This is a genomic window from Bacillus inaquosorum KCTC 13429 (genome assembly GCF_000332645.1).
GTDB classification, from domain to species: domain Bacteria; phylum Bacillota; class Bacilli; order Bacillales; family Bacillaceae; genus Bacillus; species Bacillus inaquosorum.
In genome coordinates, this window is the sequence record NZ_AMXN01000004.1 from 155,296 (window position 1) to 172,787 (window position 17,492).

Sequence of the window (17,492 nt, forward strand, 5' to 3'; positions counted from 1 at the left end):
ATAAAGAAGCAGTATTTTCTTAATCGCCGTTGTTAGTTTTTATCTGCCCACTTTAAATCGATATAGCCGACAGGATGCCGGACAATTCCCTTCACATTTTCGTTTTGCAGGTTGACCTGGTTATAGAAATAAACCGGGATGATCGGGGCTTCATTCATCAATAGCTTTTCCGCTTGATGCATCAGGGAGAAACGTGTTTTTTCATCGGCTTCATGTTTCGCCTGCTTGATCAGCTGATCGTATTCTTTATTGGCCCAGCCTGTGCGGTTCATCGAATTTCCTGTTTGGAAGGCTTCGAGAAAACTGATAGGGTCCGCGTAGTCAGGCAAAAATGAGCTTTGAGAGAATTGGAATTTCAGTGCTTTTTGATCCTCTAAAAATACGTTCCATTCCATATTGGCCAGCTTCACGTCGACCCCAAGGGTATTTTTTAATTTTTGCTGGATAGCCTCGGCAATCTTTTTATGCTCCGGCTTTGTGCTGTAAGTAAGGGTGATTGCAGGAAGCTTATCGTAGTTTTCTTCCTTCATGCCCTTTTCCAGCAGCTGCTTCGCTTTGCTTTCATTTGGCGTGATCAGATCTCCGCCCGCTTCACGGAAATCCTTGCCGTCAGGCTGCGTAAATCCGGGCGATACAAACGCACGCGCCGGTTTTTCATTGTTTTTCGTGACGTACTTTACAATTTCCTTTTGATCCACAGCCATCGCAAAGGCTTTTCTGATGTTTTCATTTTGGAACGGCTCCATGTTTACATTAAACCGGTAGAAATACAGGCCCGCCTGGTCAACAATGCTGACGTTATCCTGATCCAGCAGCTGATCGCTTAATTCAGCAGGGACATAAGCGGTGTCCAGTTCCCCAGACTGAAACATCTGGTAATCTGTATTTCTGTCACTGACCATCGCCCATTTCACCTTATCTAGCTTCACGGTATCTTTATCCCAATACGTATCACTTTTCTCCATTGTGATGCTGTCATCATGCTTCCATTCCGTCAGCTTAAACGGACCGTTCCCGACAAATGTATCCGCCTCAGCAAACCATTTTGGATTTTCTTTATCGACCTTTTCGTTTACCGGAAAATAAGCCGGGTTGGACACGACGCTTAGAAAATATTTTTGCGGCGCTTCAAGCGTTACTTCAAGTGTTCGATCATCCTTTGCCGTCACCTTCACATCGTCTTTTTTCCCTTTTCCGCTGTTATACGCTTCGCCGCCTTCAATAAAATAGCCGAGAAATGCTGAGGAGGCGCCTTTTTTCGGATCTAGCATCCGTTTCCACGCATATTCAAAGTCTCCGGCAGTTACCGGATCTCCATTTGTCCATTTCGCATTTTCCCGTATCGTAAATGTGTAGGTTTTTTTATCTTTTGATACAGACCACTTTTCCGCCATTGCCGGTTCAGGCTCATTCTCTTTGCCAAGACGCGTCAGCCCCTCCATGATGTTATTTAGCGGCTGCCACGACACATTATTAAAACCGATCGGCGGATCGAACGAAGTCGGTTCATTTTCGTTATTTACATACAGCACCTTTTCTCCGCTTGTTTTTGCCTTATCATTTCCGCTTTCTTTTCCGGCCTGTTCGTTTGCTGTACATCCCATCAGCGCAAGCGAGAGTCCTAATGCAAGACTCATCCCCCATAGCTTTTTCACTCGTTTCATCCTCTTCCCCCTTTTCATGTTCAATCCTTCGCATCTCCGGACAGCACCGCATGCTCGGCCCGCTGATCCTGCAGCCAGCAGTTGACGGTGTGCGTGTCAGATCTGATGGTCTGGCCCGGGTATACCCTGTCACATACGATCATCCTGTTCGGACAGCGGGCGGCAAATGGGCAGCCTGGCGGAGGTGAAAATAAATCCGGCGGCGTTCCGTCGATCGGAATCAGCTCCGCGCCATCCAAATCCAGCCGCGGGACAGAGTTCAGCAGCCCTTTTGTGTATGGATGCTGCGCCTGATAAAAAATATCTTTTCTCGTGCCGATTTCCGCTATTTTTCCGGCATACATGACTGCGACTCTGTCAGCAACCTGGGCAACGACCCCTAAATCATGTGTAATCAGAATGACAGACACATTGGTTTTTCTCTGAATCTCTTTAAACAGCTCCAAAATCTGCGCCTGAATGGTCACGTCAAGGGCAGTGGTCGGTTCATCTGCGATTAAGATGTCTGGCTCGCAAATTAGCGCCATTGCAATGACAATCCGCTGTCTCATGCCGCCGCTAAATTGGTGGGGATACTGCTTCAGGCGCTCTTTGGGATCGGGAATGCCGACCAATGACAGCATAGAAAGCACCTCTTCCCGTACCGCCTTTTTGCTCATTTTTTTGTGGCGCAGGAGCGCTTCCCCCAGCTGGTCTCCGACAGTCAGCGTCGGGTTTAACGCCGTCATCGGGTCTTGAAAAATCATAGAAATGTCGGCTCCCCTTATGCTTCTCATTGCTTTGTCAGAGAGACGGCAAAGGTCTTTGTTTTTAAATAAAATGCTGCCGTCTGTCACCTTCGCCGAATAAGGCGGAAGCAGTCCCATAATGCTTTGGGAGGTAACGCTTTTGCCGCAGCCTGATTCGCCGACGATTGCAAAGGTTTCACCTTGATACAAATCAAAGCTCACCCCTCTGACCGCCTGAACCGTCCCGCCGTAAGTCGTAAACGAAACGTGCAGATTTTTGACTGACAGAACTTTTTCCATACAGCTACCTCCTCAGCTTAGGGTCGAGCGCATCCTGCAATCCGTCCCCCAGTACGTTAAACGCATACATCGTCAAGGAAATGAAAAAGGCCGGAAAAAACAGGCGCCACCAATGCCCAGACAAAATCGTAGGCAGACCGTCATTCGCCATTACACCCCAACTGGCAAAAGGAGCCTGTATGCCGAGGCCGAGAAAGCTTAAAAATGATTCTGCGAATATAGCGGCAGGTACGGTTAATGTCATTTGTACGATAATCGCTCCCATTGTATTCGGCAGCAGATTCTTCCGGATGATGCGAAAGGTTTTCGCACCAAAGGTTTTCGAGGCGAGTACATATTCATAATTTTTAATTTGAAGCACCTGGCCTCTAACAATTCTCGCCATGCCGACCCATCCGGTTACAGTCAGCGCCACAATAATAGTGCCTAGCCCCGGCCCCATCAGCACCATCAGCAAAATGACAACGAGCAGATACGGCAGCCCGTACAGCACTTCGATAATCCGCATCATGATACTGTCAGTCCTGCCGCCTTTATAGCCGGCAACGCCCCCGTAAATGACACCGATCACAAAATCAATCAGCGCTGCCATCACTCCGACAAATAACGAAATCCTCGCTCCATACCATGTTCGGGTAAACACATCCCGGCCGAGCTCATCGGTGCCGAACCAATGATCGGCTGAGGGCGGGAGATTTTGTTCGGTCAGCGATTGGCGCGCGACACTATGGGGTGATAAAAAGGGTCCGATAACTGCCATGACAAAAAGAAATAAAAGAATAAAAAGTCCAGCCATCGCTAATTTATTTTTCTTCAGCCTCCTCCAAGCATCCTGCGTGTATGACAAACTCGGCCGCTTGACCGAATCGGCTTCTCGATTTTTTTCCTGATTCGAGACAAACCATTCATCGGGCACCTGAATGTGCTGCTCTGGCTGGCGTTCATCTGTTTGTACAGGGAGATTCACACGCTTCACCCTTTCTTATGCAGTTTAATGCGCGGGTCCAGCAGACCGTAGGCCAAGTCGACCAAAAACAGCATGATGATCAGAATGACGCTGTAAAAAACGGTCGTTCCCATAATCACGGGATAGTCCCGCTGATTAATGCTTTCAACAAAATATTTTCCCATTCCCGGAATGGCAAAGATTTTTTCAATAACAAAGCTTCCTGTTAAGATGCTGGCAACGAGTGTGCCCAGAACGGTAATGACGGGCATAAGTGCATTTCTGAGTGCGTGTTTTACGATAATTTTGAACGGAGAAAGCCCTTTTGCTTTTGCTGTGCGGATATAATCCTGCGTCAGGACTTCGACCATGCTTGACCGCGTCAGCCTGGCGATAATTGCCATTGGCCCTACTGCAAGCGCTGCGGTCGGAAGCACCATGTGGATCGGACTCGTCCATGTGGCAGCGGGAAATAGTTTGAGATTGACAGCAAATTGCTGAATGAGCAATGTTGCCAGAATAAAATTCGGGATGGAGATGCCGAGTACCGCCAAACTCATCGCGGCGTAGTCCAAAAAGCCATTGCGGCGGAGCGCAGCGATTACGCCCAGCACGAGCCCGGAGATCACAGCAATGACAATCGCTGTCATTCCAAGCTCAAAGGAAACGGGAAATCCGCGTTCCAGCATATCATTTACGCTGTCTGACGGTTTTTTAATTGAAGGTCCGAAATCGAATGTAATGATGGATTTTAGGTAGATGATGTATTGGAAAATGAGAGGATCGTCTAAGTGATAGTAGGCTTCGAGATTTTTTTGAACGGCTTCATTTGTGCCTCGCTCCTCGTTAAAAGGAGATCCGGGAATGACCTTCATGAGAACAAAAGTCAGGGTGGTAATCACCAAAATCGTAGCTGCCATTGCCCAAAAACGCTTCATCATGTATCGCGCCAAAGCCTCAACACCCCTTTAGCAGAATGATGTCCGCATCGCAAGCTCAGTCATGACAAGCATCGCCTGATAGGCTTCAAGCATGTCCTTCGCCTGAAATTGAACGGTTGTGGTTCCCGGCTTGATTTCAGTTCCCGGCATCAGATTCGCCCATTCTGCCTGTCCGTAATTGGCGAATTCAATGCTCAAAACCGGTCTGTCAGGCGGTGTGAGCGGTTTGACTTTGTCTTTGTTTTGCAGGGCAAATGCGGTTTTTTCTGTCAGCAGCCGGCCGGCTTTCGCAGGAGACAAACACTTCACTGCGGATCTTGAAATGGTTTGTTTGACAGCGGCTGTCGTAATATTCGGAATGAGCTCTTCCGCTTCCTTCGCCGCCCGGTCATCTCCGGCTACCATTAACACCGGGACATCATAATAACCGGCAACGTATGCATTTAACCCAAGCTCACCGACAGGCCGATCGTTTATGTAAAAATGCCGGACGCCGAAAATCATGCTGTGTGACATCACACCGGGAGTGGAAGCTCTCGCATGATAACCGAGAAACAAAGCGCCTGTAAACGTATCATCCAGCCCCTCTACCATTGAAAATGGTTTGACGTCACCGGAAATCAAGTCTGCTTCAGGATGAAGCTTTTCAACCATCAGATTATTCATCTTCGAATGGCTGTCATTGACCAGCACCTCAGTACACCCACTGTTAAACGCTTCGGCAATACAGTAGTTTGCTTCTTCAGTCATGATGAGCCGTCCGCGTTCATAATTGCGCTTGCCGGAATCCACAAAGGTATCGTCCGGAAGACCCGAAATACCTTCCATATCTACTGACATGTACAGTTTCATAACGCTCCTCCTTTTTTACTAAATTATGAATATTCTAACAAATTATATTAAAAAAAGAGGAAAAATGCAATATAACTGGGGAAAATCACAACGATTCAATGATAAAAAAGAATCCTCTTTCAAGGATTCATTTCTGTTTCTCTGTCTGTTCTGTAAGCAGCTTATATTTTTTCAGGGTTCTTTCAAACACCTGATCAAAAACTTCCGGCACTGAGGCGCGTATGACCTCAGCACCCTCCCCTGTAATTCCGCCTTTCGTTGTGACACGCCCCAGCGTTTCCTCGAAAGACATATTCTTTTCGATCAGCAGCTTGCCAGTTCCGTATAGAGAGTGAATCAGAAAATCAAAGGCTTCTTCTTTGGACAGGCTGCTGTTTCTCACCGCAGACAGCGCCAGTTCTTCGAAGACGGCAGCTATGAACCCGGGTGCCGAGCTCGTCAAATTGCTGGCGGCATCCAAATTTGATTCTTTGATTTCTCGTACACTGCTGAAAACCGATAGCAATTCATTCAGACGTTCTTTTTTATCCGCTGTCAATGCCTCACTGTGAACGACAAGCGAGATGCCTGCTTCTGCTTCGGACGTAATGGCAGGAATGACACGTGATATACCGGCTTCTGTTTCAGCCTCCAAAAGGCGCAGCGGCACGCCGGCGGCAATGGATACGATATGAGTATTCCTGTTCACATACGGGTGCAGACGGCGCAATGTTTCGATGACATGGAGCGGCGGGACACATATAAAAATCAAACGGCACGTTTCCGCCCAGTTCTCAAGCGAATCAGCCGATACGTTTGGATAATCTGAGATCAGCGCCTTCAGCCGCTCCCCCTTCGTTCTCGTTTCAATAAAAAGCTCATTCTCCTTTATTTTTCCATGCTTCAACAGCTGCCTGGCGATCATATCGGCCATGCTGCCATATCCAATCAATCCAATCTGTTCCATCGACTCAGTCCTTTCATATATAATAAAGAGTGTACCGTTTTCCGCCCTTTTTCACAATTTCCCATAATCTTTTCATTTTTATCCCACAGTTTTTGTTTATGATAAACTCAAGTCATAAAACTATCATAATCAAATAGAAATTAGTGAAAATAGAGAAACGGAGTGAACATGATGGATAACAATCGTGACGAAAACAGAACGGAAGGAAATGAGAATGAGGTCTTTCTAGCGAAAGAGAACGATCAGAGCACCTCCTACTCAGCCCGCAATGTCATGCATGATCAGGAGAAGAAAAAACGAGGGTTCGGATGGTTCAGACCGCTGCTTGGCGGAGTGATCGGCGGCAGTATCGCCCTTGGGATTTACACGTTTACACCGCTTGGCGACCATGATTCTCAGGACACTGTAAAACAGTCATCCAGCCAACAGCAAACGCAATCTGTTACAGCTAAAAGCACGTCCTCTGAATCTAGCAAAAGCTCATCAAAATCAAGCAGCTCATCTGCATTCAACAGCGAAGATTCTTCTAAAATCTCAGATATGGTGGAAGACCTTTCACCGGCAATTGTCGGCATCACAAATCTTCAGGCTCAGTCAAACAGTTCTTTGTTCGGCTCTGACTCATCCGGTTCCAGCTCTGATTCCAGCGAAGATACAGAAAGCGGTTCAGGATCGGGTGTCATTTTCAAAAAAGAGAACGGCAAGGCTTATATCATTACGAATAACCACGTTGTAGAAGGAGCATCTTCACTGAAGGTATCTTTATATGACGGCACTGCGGTGACAGCAAAGCTCGTAGGCAGTGATTCGTTAACAGATTTAGCGGTTCTCCAAATCAGTGATGACCACGTAACAAAAGTGGCAAGCTTCGGCGATTCATCTGATCTCAGAACTGGCGAGACCGTCATTGCGATTGGAGATCCGCTCGGAAAAGACCTGTCCCGCACAGTAACACAGGGGATTGTAAGCGGCGTGGACAGAACGGTTTCAATGTCAACATCAGCCGGTCAAACAAGCATTAACGTGATTCAAACTGACGCCGCGATTAACCCAGGTAACAGCGGCGGTCCGTTGTTAAATACAGACGGCAAAATTGTCGGCATCAACAGTATGAAAATCAGTGAGGATGATGTAGAGGGCATCGGATTTGCAATTCCAAGCAATGACGTAAAACCGATTGCAGAAGAATTGCTGTCTAAAGGACAAATTGAACGTCCTTATATCGGTGTCAGCATGCTTGATTTAGAACAAGTGCCGCAAAACTACCAAGAAGGCACACTCGGCCTGTTCGGCAGCCAGCTGAATAAGGGCGTGTACATCCGCGAGGTCGCTTCAGGCTCTCCTGCTGAAAAGGCTGGGTTGAAAGCGGAGGATATTATCATCAGCCTGAAGGGCAAAGAAATCGATACAGGCAGTGAATTGCGCAATATCTTATATAAAGACGCAAACATCGGTGATACCGTTGAAGTAAAAATTCTCAGAAACGGCAAAGAAATGACAAAAAAAATCAAACTCGATCAAAAAGAAGAAACCACTTCTTAAGAAATAACGCCTCAGGCCGCAAAAGGCCTGAGGATTTTTATTAGACAAAAGACCTGTTGCTCTATGAAACTTTCTACCGATACATCTACATATCATTCAGACTGACATCATTCTAATCAGATGCATGTTTGAGAAAGAGATATAAACATGAAAACCGTGGGATTGAGCATGATCTGGGGAGGATTAGCTTTTCTGTGCTAAGCTTTCTCCTTCCTGAATCGACATTGGCATAGGAAATTACACTGGGTGCCAGTATTCTATTAAACATCACTGGTACGGCTGTGATCATGCGTTTCTTAAAAGCCCCTCAATATAACAGCTGACATACAGCAAAGCCTAAGACGAAAGCTTTTAGGCTTTGCCGTTTTTATTTCATCATGCCTGAACCGCAGTGCAAGTTCTCAATCCCTTCTTCCCATTAATCTATCAGCATCTTTCACTTTGATCATCGCGCAGAATATAAAAAACCCCTGTCCGTAACGGACAGGGGTTTCAGGTTATGACATATGCTGGTCTCTATAGAGTCTTTTATTTTCAATTCCATATGATTTCTGAACGATGTAAAGCGGCCTGTCTTTAGCTTCATCGTAGATTCTGCCGATATATTCGCCGATCATCCCTAGAATCAGAAGGACGATGCCGCTGAACAGGAGCTGGATCATAATAAGTGATGACCAGCCGGTAATGGTGCTGTCTGTGAATAGCTTTAGATACAGCACGATAAACATATACAGAAATCCTGCACCTGACATTAACATCCCCGCATAGCTTGCCAGCTTCAGCGGTTTGTGTGAAAATGTCGTGATGCCATCCATTGACAGCTTCAGCATTTTCTTCAGCGGGTACTTTGTTTCTCCGGCGAGCCTTTCATCACGTACGTACTCGACCGCTGTCTGTTTGAAGCCCACCCAGCTGACGAGCCCTCTGACAAAAGGATTTTTTTCTTTTAATCTCTTCATTTCATCACAGACTTTTCTGTCCATGAGGCGGAAATCCCCCGTATCAATCGGGATATCAATATCTGTCATGCTGCTGAGGAGCCGGTAAAACATAGCCGCAGTTTGTTTCTTAAAAAAGGTTTCCCCTTTTCGTTTTGTTCGTACGGCGTACACGACCTCATAGCCTTCCTTCCACTTTTCAATCATATCTAAAATCAATTCAGGAGGGTCCTGCAAATCGGCGTCAATGACGACGATTGCATTCCCCTGTGCATAATCCATACCCGCTGTAATGGCGATCTGGTGCCCAAAGTTCCTTGAAAAATCAATGATTTTCACTCTCGGATCGATTAGGCTGTGCTCTCTTAAAATCTCAATACTGCGATCTTTGCTCCCATCGTTGACAAAAAGCAGCTCGTAGTTTTCCTTCGTTTGATCCATGACCTCTTTTAAGCGCTGATAGGTTTCATGAATGACAAGCTCTTCGTTATACACAGGTACAACAATTGAATATTGAATATGTCTGCTCATGTTTTTTCCTCCTATTCATCAGCATTTAGTTCATATAATGAAGCTGACTGATTCATTCCGCCAGGTCCGCCGCCCATTTGACCGTTTTCGCCTGAAGACTTGCTGTTGCTTGATGTATCAGCTGAATCAGTATTTTCTGTTTTCTGATCAGATGATGATTGTTGATCAGAGCTTGATTGCCATTTATCTGAAGACACTTCTTTCCCGTTTTTCTGAACCCATTCAATAATGTCATTGTTTCCGCCTCTTCCCATTCCAGAAGCTAAGAAGTATTTCACTTTTCCTTCTTTTACAAGCTTTTTAAATTGAGTCAGCGTAATAGCCGGGTCAGAACCGCTGAATCCGCCAATTGTCATAACAGCTTTTTTCGTTTTAATAATATATGGCGCCGCTGTGTTCGAGTCGGTTGTGGCGAATAGGTATTCAGCTCCGGAGTTATTTTCCTCTAGATATTTGATCAGTTTTTCATTTACAGTTGCATCAGACATTCCCATGCCTTTTCCGCTCATTGATGCAAGCTGTGGCCCTGTTTCAGGCTGTGAGCTGTTGCCTCCGTACAGAAGCGGTGTGCTTGCCCAATAAATCGGCATCACCAGCAATGCAAGAAGAGCTGCAAGTGATACATAATAACTGATCGGTTTTTGGCGCTGTTTGAACAGCAGCAGAGCAATTGCAGATAACGCGCCGATAACCCCTACACCGATGCTCCATCCTGCTCCGATTTGATCGTTGTAGTTTCTGAGAATGAACAATTCAAATCCAGTTGTCGCAATAATCGCTGCCGGCAGAAGCCATGATTTCCAGCCTGTCTGAATGCGATACAGATGAACAAGGGCTACCCAACCCGCACCGACAAGAGCCGCAATCGGCGGTGCCAGCATAATGAGATAATAATGATGGAAAAATTCTGCGACACTGAAGAATCCGGCAATCGGTACAAGCCATGCAACCCAGAAAACCGTTTCCTTCTGCTCTGCAGATAGTCTTCTTCTTTCTCTCGCGCCTGCGATCAGTAAGCCTGCAATTCCAAAAATCGCAAATGGCAGAAGCCAGCTGATTTGATCAGATAATTCTTGTTGGAAAAGCCGCAGCGGACCAGGTGTTCCCGTCCCGAACATTCCTGAACCTGATTGCATTTTTGAACCGGTTCCTGTACCGCCTTTCCCTCCGTCTCCGCCAGGTCCGCCTTGGCCGCGATCTCCTCCGCTTGGAGGGCCTCCTTGACCGCCGCTAGGCATTTGACCATTGGATGGAGGTGCCGTCATATTGCCATTTGATGATTTATCATCGCTTGATGAGCTGCTGCTTGATGACTGATTAGGCGGTGCTTGAGTTTGCGATGAACTGTTATCGGAAGAAGACATTTCTTTTGAAGCGTCTCCGTTTGATCCGCCCTGGCCGCCGGAATTTTGGCCTGTCAGCCGCTGAATCCCGTTATATCCGAAAGCCAATTCCAAAACAGAGTTGGTCTGGCTGCTTCCGATATAAGGCCGCTTGCTTGCAGGGATATTGTCAACAATGAGCGGCCATGATAACGAAACGGCTGCCAATACAGCTAAAGCACTTACCAATGAAACGATTTTTTTCTTGATTGTGGCGTTTGCCGCAATCAGATAGAACAATAAGAAAGCCGGTAAAATCATGTAAGCCTGTAGCATTTTTGTATTGAAACCTACTCCAACAACGAAAAATGCTGCTAACAGCCAGATCAGCTTTCCTTTTTTGATGGCTTTAAAGAGAAGCCAAGTAGCCAGCAATAAGAAAAATACCAGTAATGCATCAACATTGTTTGTACGTGCTACAGCTACAGCAATCGGCGTACATGCCATAACAAATGAGGCAATGCGCGCCGCCGTTTTTCCGAATGTCGGCTTAATCAGCAAGTACATAAGAAGTACTGAACCTACACCTGCCAATGCTTGAGGGAGAATGACACTCCACCCGTGCATACCGAATATCAGTGCGCTGATCGTTTGGATTTGGTATGTAACAGGCGGTTTATCAACTGTTATAAAGCCGGCAGCATCGAACGAAGCATAAAAGAAATTATGAAAGCTTTGCATCATACTTGTAACTGCCGCGGTGTAATAAGGATTCACCGTGTCGTCCTTCCAAATGTTATAGATATTTAAGAATGCAGATGCGAGCAAAATGAGGATGAGGAAAATATCCAGCTCGCGTTTTTTCTTTTCCACGTGTTTTTCACTCCTTTTTTCTAACTTTGAAATAGTGTAACAAGCAAATATGAATAAACTATTAATAAACAAAGACAATATTTTTGCCGAGTCCATTTCATACCAATCGTCCATATATGCAAAGGGTTTTAAGCCATTTCTCCCAATCAGCATCTGATATTTCCTCCCTAATAAGGCATGCTGTTTAGGTCAAAATTAATTATGGTAATAAAAAAAGCCTTCCGGCGGCGCCGGAAGGCAAATGAATTCAAATTTATTGAATCGGTTTTAGTTTCGCTTCAATTTCAGCTCTTCGATGCTCAAGGTACGGCGGAAGAGCAATCGTTTGGCCAAGCTCATCAAGGTTTTCATCAACCATAAAGCCTGGTCCGTCTGTTGATAACTCGAACAAAATGCCGTTCGGCTCTCTGAAATACAGCGCCTTGAAGTAGTAGCGTTCAACGATGCCGGAATTGCTATAGCCTTCCCGGCTGATGATCTGGTGCCAGCCGGCAAGTTCTTCTTCATCTCTTACCCGAAACGCGACATGGTGAACACTTCCTTTGCCTTGGCGCTCTCGTGGAAGATCGTTTCTTTCTATTAAATGGATTTCTGTTGCCGCACCGCCTTCTCCAGATTCCAAAATAACGGCGGTTCCTTGCCCTTCGACTGCTTCACGGCTGATTTCTGTAAATCCAAGAATATTCGTCAATACGTGTAAGGTTGATTCAGCGTATGGCACAGTCAGTTCAACCGGCCCTAACCCGCGAAACGAAAACTCTTCCGGAATGCCGCTTTGTTTAACAGGCAGACCATATCCTTTGCCTTTCTCATCAGCAGTCAGCACAAGGCGCTGTCCTTCATGATCTTGGAATGCCAATATGTCACGTCCGGCTCTTTTGGCAATGCCGCTGTGCGCCACCTGATGCTCTTCAAAACGTTCTTTCCAGTAATGCAGAGCTTCTGTGCTTGGAACGCGCAAACCAATAGAAGAAACGCTGTTTGTTCCCGCATGAAACGGCGCAATGCGCGGAATCTCGAAAAACGTCAGCTCAGTTCCCGGATTTGCCACTTCATCTCCGTAGAACAGATGATACATTGTCGGTTCATCCTGGTTGACGGATTTTTTGACGAGCTTTAATCCTAATACTTTTTTATAGAAATCTAAGTTTTTTTGTGCGTCGGCTGTTAATGCCGACACGTGGTGTATGCCGTTGACTTTCATATGCTGTCCCTCCAGGTCATTTTATCTCGATTTCGAGATATCGCATCATAGTTATATATTTATTGTTCTAATTACAAGGTATTTTATTCGCACGGGAAAGTCAACATATCAGCTTCTCTGAAGGTTCGTTATTTTCCTTCGTTCTCACAGCACCCTCCGTATCAGCAAAAAACCGCCTACAAAACACGAACTTTATAATCTGAAAACCATACATTTATTCGTTTATAACTCATTAAATCATGCGTTTTCACAGTTTTATCAGGCATATACATGCAAATATCGAAAATCAGAAAATTTATTTTATTCCACTTTTCTAAAATAGGGTTTACAATATGAAAAATAGATTCTTCATTATGAAGCTTCAACATCATAGGAGGTTAAGGACATGCATACTGAAGACAACGGTTTAAAAAAAGAGATAGGCCTCTTGTTTGCCCTTACTCTTGTCATCGGAACCATTATCGGTTCAGGTGTTTTTATGAAGCCTGGCGCTGTGCTCGCTTATTCAGGTGATTCAAAAACAGCGCTTTTCGCCTGGCTGTTAGGCGGTATTTTAACTCTGGCGGGCGGTTTGACAATCGCGGAAATCGGAACGCAGATTCCAAAAACCGGCGGGCTTTATACGTACCTTGAAGAAGTGTACGGTGAGTTTTGGGGATTTTTGTGCGGCTGGGTGCAGATTATCATTTACGGTCCGGCGATTATTGGCGCACTGGGTTTATATTTTGGATCTTTAATGGCGAATCTTTTCGGCTGGGGATCTGGCCTATCAAAAGTAATCGGAATTATAGCAGTTCTCTTTTTATGCGTCATTAATATTATCGGTACAAAATACGGCGGCTTTGTCCAAACGCTGACAACGATCGGAAAGCTGATTCCGATCGCATGCATCATCATCTTTGGCCTTTGGAAAGGCGATCAGCACATCTTCACAGCTGTAAACGAAAGCATTTCCGATATGAACTTCGGGGCAGCCATTTTGGCTACACTGTTTGCTTACGACGGATGGATTCTTCTGGCCGCTCTCGGCGGAGAAATGAAAAATCCCGAAAAGCTGCTGCCGCGTGCAATGACGGGAGGATTATTAATTGTAACGGCGATCTATATTTTCATTAATTTTGCATTGCTTCACATCCTGTCAGCGAACGAAATTGTCACACTTGGCGAAAATGCGACAAGTACTGCTGCCACCATGCTGTTCGGTTCAATTGGCGGAAAGCTGATCAGTGTCGGGATTATTGTCAGCATCTTCGGCTGCTTAAACGGTAAGGTCCTTTCTTTCCCGCGTGTGTCATTTGCAATGGCGGAACGCAAGCAGCTTCCATTTGCTGAAAAACTGTCACATGTACACCCGACGTTCCGCACACCATGGATTGCGATATCCTTCCAAATTGCCGTGTCTTTGATTATGATGCTGATCAGCAACCCTGATAAGCTCTCAGAAATCTCGATTTTCATGATCTACATTTTTTATGTGATGGCCTTTTTTGCGGTGTTTATCCTCCGCAAGCAAACAAAGGGAGAAAAGCGCGCCTACAGTGTTCCGCTTTACCCATTCATGCCGATTTTGGCCATTGCAGGCTCACTCTTTGTATTAGGCAGCACACTCATTACAGATACACTGAGCTGCGGCTTATCCATCCTCATCGGACTTGCCGGGCTGCCTGTTTATTACTGGATAAAAAAACGAAAAGCAAGCTGATAAAACGGTTCCCTTGTTTAGGGAACCGTTTTTTGGTGAAACAGAAGATAAAAGTTGACAGGAAAAACACAACTTTTGATATACTTTTTACGTTAAGCAGAAAGTTTTTGCAAACTTGGGTCGTTTTTTTAAAGGGAAGTAGGTCAAAATAAGGAGACACGATTTATCGAAAAAGTCAAGATACGTTTTTTTCGACTTTACCTGTTTTTTTTCGACAAAAGGCTATATAATAATTTGATGTGTGCATTGTTCATTCAAACTATGGAGGGTTTTTAATGATAAGAAGAAAAAAAGATAAGTTCTCACTCCTTTTAACAGAAATTGCAAAGAACATAGACGAAACTGCAGAGTATTTTGTGAATTTTAAGGTTACTAACCAAACGACGCTTAAAGAATTTGCAGATACGTTAAAGGAATATGAAACAAAAGGTGACAATCATGTTCATGTCATGATTAAAGAGCTTAACAAAGCGTTCATCACTCCTATTGAGCGCGAAGATATCCTTCAGCTGACAAACAGCCTGGATGATGTGCTTGACGGAATTGAACATTTCTCTGCCATGATGGAGATTTTCTCAATCACTTCATCAGACGAGCATATCGATAAGTTCAGCGGATACATCAGAGAATGTGCGAAAGAAATTTTGATTACAATTGAGCTGCTGGCAGAAAACCGCTTAAAGGATATTCAGCCTCACGCGATTAAAATTAAAGAGTATGAGCACAGTTGTGACAACCTGCACAGAAAATCATTAAAAAATCTTTTCGGAAATGAAACAGATCCGATCAAAGTCATTCAATATCGTGAAATTTACGAAACGCTTGAAGAAATTGCCGACTCTTGCCAAAGTGTTGCCAATAATCTTGAAACCATCATTATGAAAAACGCGTAACGAGGGGTAAAAATGGATATTCTATTAATATTAACAATACTAATAGTCATTTGTGCTCTGGCGTTTGATTTCATCAACGGGTTTCATGATACGGCGAACGCAATTGCGACTTCGGTATCGACAAAAGCGCTGAAACCGCGCCATGCCATCATATTGGCGGCTGTGATGAACTTTATCGGAGCAATGACATTTACAGGTGTTGCCAAAACCATTACGAAAGACATTGTAGATCCTTATACGTTAGAGAATGGCTCTGTCGTGATTTTGGCTGCGCTAATCGCTGCGATTGCCTGGAACCTTATCACATGGTACTACGGCATCCCAAGCAGCTCATCCCATGCCATCATCGGGGCAATTGCCGGTGCAGCAGTTGCGGCAGCCGGATTTACTGCGTTAAATTATAAGGGCTTCATTAAAATCATTGAAGCACTGCTCTTATCACCAATTATTGCCTTTGTCCTTGGTTTTATTCTTTACAGCATCGTCAAGCTGATTTTCAAAGACAGCAATTTGGCGAAAACGAACAAGCAATTCCGCAGAGTGCAGATTGTAACAGCTGCCCTGCAATCATATACACACGGAACAAACGATGCGCAAAAAGCAATGGGAATTATCACAATGGCTCTCATCACAGCGAATTTACATACTTCTGCTAATGATATTCCAACTTGGGTGCAATTCGCCTGCGCGACAGCCATGGGTCTCGGAACTTCAATCGGCGGATGGAAAATCATCAAAACCGTTGGCGGAAAGATCATGAAGATTCGTCCGGTAAACGGTGTATCCGCTGACTTAACCGGAGCAGCCATTATTTTCGGCGCCACATTTATTCATTTGCCGGTCAGCACAACCCACGTCATTTCTTCATCAATCCTTGGCGTCGGTGCGTCACACCGGGTAAAAGGCGTAAACTGGGGCACAGCTAAGCGGATGCTCATTACATGGGTCATCACGCTTCCGATTTCAGCGACACTTGGTGCCATCGCCTACTTTATTTTAAATATGATTTTTTAAGGTTACACCGCTTCTGTCAAAGGAGCGGTTTTTTTGATGAAACAGGAAAACCAGCCGTATCTCTCGAATACAATAAGCAGAACCTATTTCAGATGTGAGGGATTGATGTATGCTTTTATTCTTTCAGATCATGGTCTGGTGCGTCATGGCCGGATTAGGCTTATACGTGTACGCCACGTGGCGGTTCGAAGCGAAGGTCAAAGAAAAAATGTCCGCCATCCGGAAAACATGGTACTTGCTGTTTGTTCTGGGCGCTATGGTATACTGGACATATGAGCCCTCTTCCCTATTTACCCACTGGGAACGGTACCTCATTGTCGCTGTCAGTTTCGCTTTAATTGACGCTTTCATCTTCTTAAGCGCATACGTCAAAAAATTGGCCGGCAGCGAACTGGAAACAGACACAAGAGAAATCCTTGAAGAAAACAACGAAATGCTCCACATGTATCTCAATCGGCTGAAAACATACCAATACCTATTGAAAAACGAACCGATCCATGTTTATTATGGAAGTATAGATGCATATGCTGAAGGTATTGATAAGCTGCTGAAAACCTATGCCGATAAAATGAATTTAACAGCCTCCCTTTGTCACTATTCGACACAGGCTGATAAAGACCGGTTAACCGAGCATATGGACGATCCGGCAGACGTGCAAACCCGGCTTGATCGAAAGGATGTTTATTACGACCAATACGGAAAAATGGTTCTCATTCCTTTTACCATCGAGACACAGAGCTATGTCATCAAGCTGACGTCTGACAGCATTGTCACTGAATTTGATTATTTGCTTTTCACATCATTAACGAGCATATATGATTTGGTGCTGCCAATTGAGGAGGAAGGTGAAGGATAATGGAACGCGCGTTTCAAAACGGATGCGAGCCCCGAGCGGCGAAGCCGTTTAAAATCCTGAAAAAACGTTCAACCACCAGTGTTGCAAGCTATCAAGTCAGTCCGCATACAGCAAGAATCTTTAAAGAAAACGAACGGCTGATTGACGAGTATAAACGAAAAAAAGCATGATCACACTAAAAGGACAAGGGAAAACAGCTCTTGTCCTTATTCCTTTTCTTAAAGGGTTACATATACTAAA

The 17,492-nt window shown here is 45.0% G+C and carries 15 protein-coding genes and 1 pseudogene; 6 read left to right on the forward strand and 10 right to left on the reverse strand.

The genetic code is table 11. The features are described 5' to 3' along the window. Positions 1 to 32 precede the first annotated feature (32 nt). From dppE to proG, 6 genes are all read right to left on the reverse strand, one after another. Entirely contained in the window at positions 33 to 1,682 is a 1,650-nt protein-coding gene (gene dppE, locus BSI_RS09905; protein WP_080030835.1) for a dipeptide ABC transporter substrate-binding protein DppE, read from the reverse strand. A 2-nt stretch (positions 1,683 to 1,684) separates the two neighbouring features. Beyond that, complete coding sequence (dppD, locus tag BSI_RS09900) at positions 1,685 to 2,692, reverse strand: dipeptide ABC transporter ATP-binding subunit DppD (RefSeq protein WP_003239081.1); 1,008 nt, start codon at positions 2,690 to 2,692, stop codon at positions 1,685 to 1,687. A 4-nt stretch (positions 2,693 to 2,696) separates the two neighbouring features. After that, a complete protein-coding gene (gene dppC / locus BSI_RS09895) occupies positions 2,697 to 3,659 on the reverse strand; it encodes a dipeptide ABC transporter permease DppC (RefSeq protein WP_003239082.1) in 963 nt (320 codons plus the stop codon). A gap of 5 nt (positions 3,660 to 3,664) precedes the next feature. Continuing rightward, the gene (dppB, locus tag BSI_RS09890) at positions 3,665 to 4,591 is read right to left on the reverse strand and encodes a dipeptide ABC transporter permease DppB (protein WP_003239083.1); all 927 of its coding nucleotides are present in this window, start codon (positions 4,589 to 4,591) and stop codon (positions 3,665 to 3,667) included. A gap of 15 nt (positions 4,592 to 4,606) precedes the next feature. Further along, positions 4,607 to 5,431 (reverse strand): D-aminopeptidase DppA, encoded by an 825-nt coding sequence (dppA, locus tag BSI_RS09885; protein ID WP_003239084.1) that lies wholly within the window; start codon positions 5,429 to 5,431, stop codon positions 4,607 to 4,609. Positions 5,432 to 5,558: 127 nt separating this feature from the next. Beyond that, the gene (gene proG / locus BSI_RS09880; RefSeq protein WP_003239085.1) at positions 5,559 to 6,377 is read right to left on the reverse strand and encodes a pyrroline-5-carboxylate reductase ProG; all 819 of its coding nucleotides are present in this window, start codon (positions 6,375 to 6,377) and stop codon (positions 5,559 to 5,561) included. Positions 6,378 to 6,548: 171 nt separating this feature from the next. On the opposite strand from proG, the gene htrA reads away from it, so the two are divergent. Continuing rightward, the gene (htrA, locus tag BSI_RS09875; protein ID WP_032732116.1) at positions 6,549 to 7,919 is read left to right on the forward strand and encodes a serine protease HtrA; all 1,371 of its coding nucleotides are present in this window, start codon (positions 6,549 to 6,551) and stop codon (positions 7,917 to 7,919) included. A gap of 497 nt (positions 7,920 to 8,416) precedes the next feature. Here htrA and BSI_RS09870 read toward each other — a convergent pair whose 3' ends face one another. The 4 genes and pseudogenes from BSI_RS09870 to BSI_RS09860 all read right to left on the reverse strand — a co-directional run bounded on the left by BSI_RS09870 (position 8,417) and on the right by BSI_RS09860 (position 12,787). Then, positions 8,417 to 9,388 carry a glycosyltransferase family 2 protein gene (locus BSI_RS09870; RefSeq protein ID WP_003239088.1) on the reverse strand — a complete coding sequence of 324 codons (972 nt, stop codon included), beginning with the start codon at positions 9,386 to 9,388 and terminating at the stop codon, positions 8,417 to 8,419. Positions 9,389 to 9,399: 11 nt separating this feature from the next. Beyond that, the gene (locus BSI_RS09865) at positions 9,400 to 11,583 is read right to left on the reverse strand and encodes a glycosyltransferase family 39 protein (protein ID WP_032732171.1); all 2,184 of its coding nucleotides are present in this window, start codon (positions 11,581 to 11,583) and stop codon (positions 9,400 to 9,402) included. 12 nt (positions 11,584 to 11,595) lie between these two features. Next, a pseudogene (locus BSI_RS22765) lies at positions 11,596 to 11,736 on the reverse strand (hypothetical protein); the annotation flags it as partial. A 100-nt stretch (positions 11,737 to 11,836) separates the two neighbouring features. After that, on the reverse strand, positions 11,837 to 12,787 hold the full coding sequence (locus BSI_RS09860) for a ring-cleaving dioxygenase (RefSeq protein WP_003239090.1): 951 nt from the start codon (positions 12,785 to 12,787) through the stop codon (positions 11,837 to 11,839). A gap of 385 nt (positions 12,788 to 13,172) precedes the next feature. Between BSI_RS09860 and steT the strand changes: the two genes are divergently transcribed. The 5 genes from steT (at position 13,173) to spoIISB (ending at position 17,422) form a co-directional block, all read left to right on the forward strand. Next, positions 13,173 to 14,489 (forward strand): serine/threonine exchanger, encoded by a 1,317-nt coding sequence (steT, locus tag BSI_RS09850; protein ID WP_003239092.1) that lies wholly within the window; start codon positions 13,173 to 13,175, stop codon positions 14,487 to 14,489. Between the two features lie 275 nt (positions 14,490 to 14,764). After that, complete coding sequence (locus tag BSI_RS09845) at positions 14,765 to 15,382, forward strand: DUF47 domain-containing protein (protein WP_003218470.1); 618 nt, start codon at positions 14,765 to 14,767, stop codon at positions 15,380 to 15,382. 12 nt (positions 15,383 to 15,394) lie between these two features. After that, on the forward strand, positions 15,395 to 16,396 hold the full coding sequence (locus BSI_RS09840) for an inorganic phosphate transporter (RefSeq protein ID WP_003239093.1): 1,002 nt from the start codon (positions 15,395 to 15,397) through the stop codon (positions 16,394 to 16,396). Positions 16,397 to 16,505: 109 nt separating this feature from the next. Further along, positions 16,506 to 17,252 carry a toxin-antitoxin-antitoxin system toxin SpoIISA gene (gene spoIISA / locus BSI_RS09835; RefSeq protein WP_003239094.1) on the forward strand — a complete coding sequence of 249 codons (747 nt, stop codon included), beginning with the start codon at positions 16,506 to 16,508 and terminating at the stop codon, positions 17,250 to 17,252. Next, positions 17,252 to 17,422, forward strand: coding sequence for a three component toxin-antitoxin-antitoxin system antitoxin SpoIISB (gene spoIISB, locus BSI_RS09830; protein ID WP_003239095.1), 171 nt, complete (start codon positions 17,252 to 17,254; stop codon positions 17,420 to 17,422). Before spoIISA ends, spoIISB begins: the two co-directional genes overlap by 1 nt. The last annotated feature ends 70 nt before the right edge of the window (positions 17,423 to 17,492 follow it).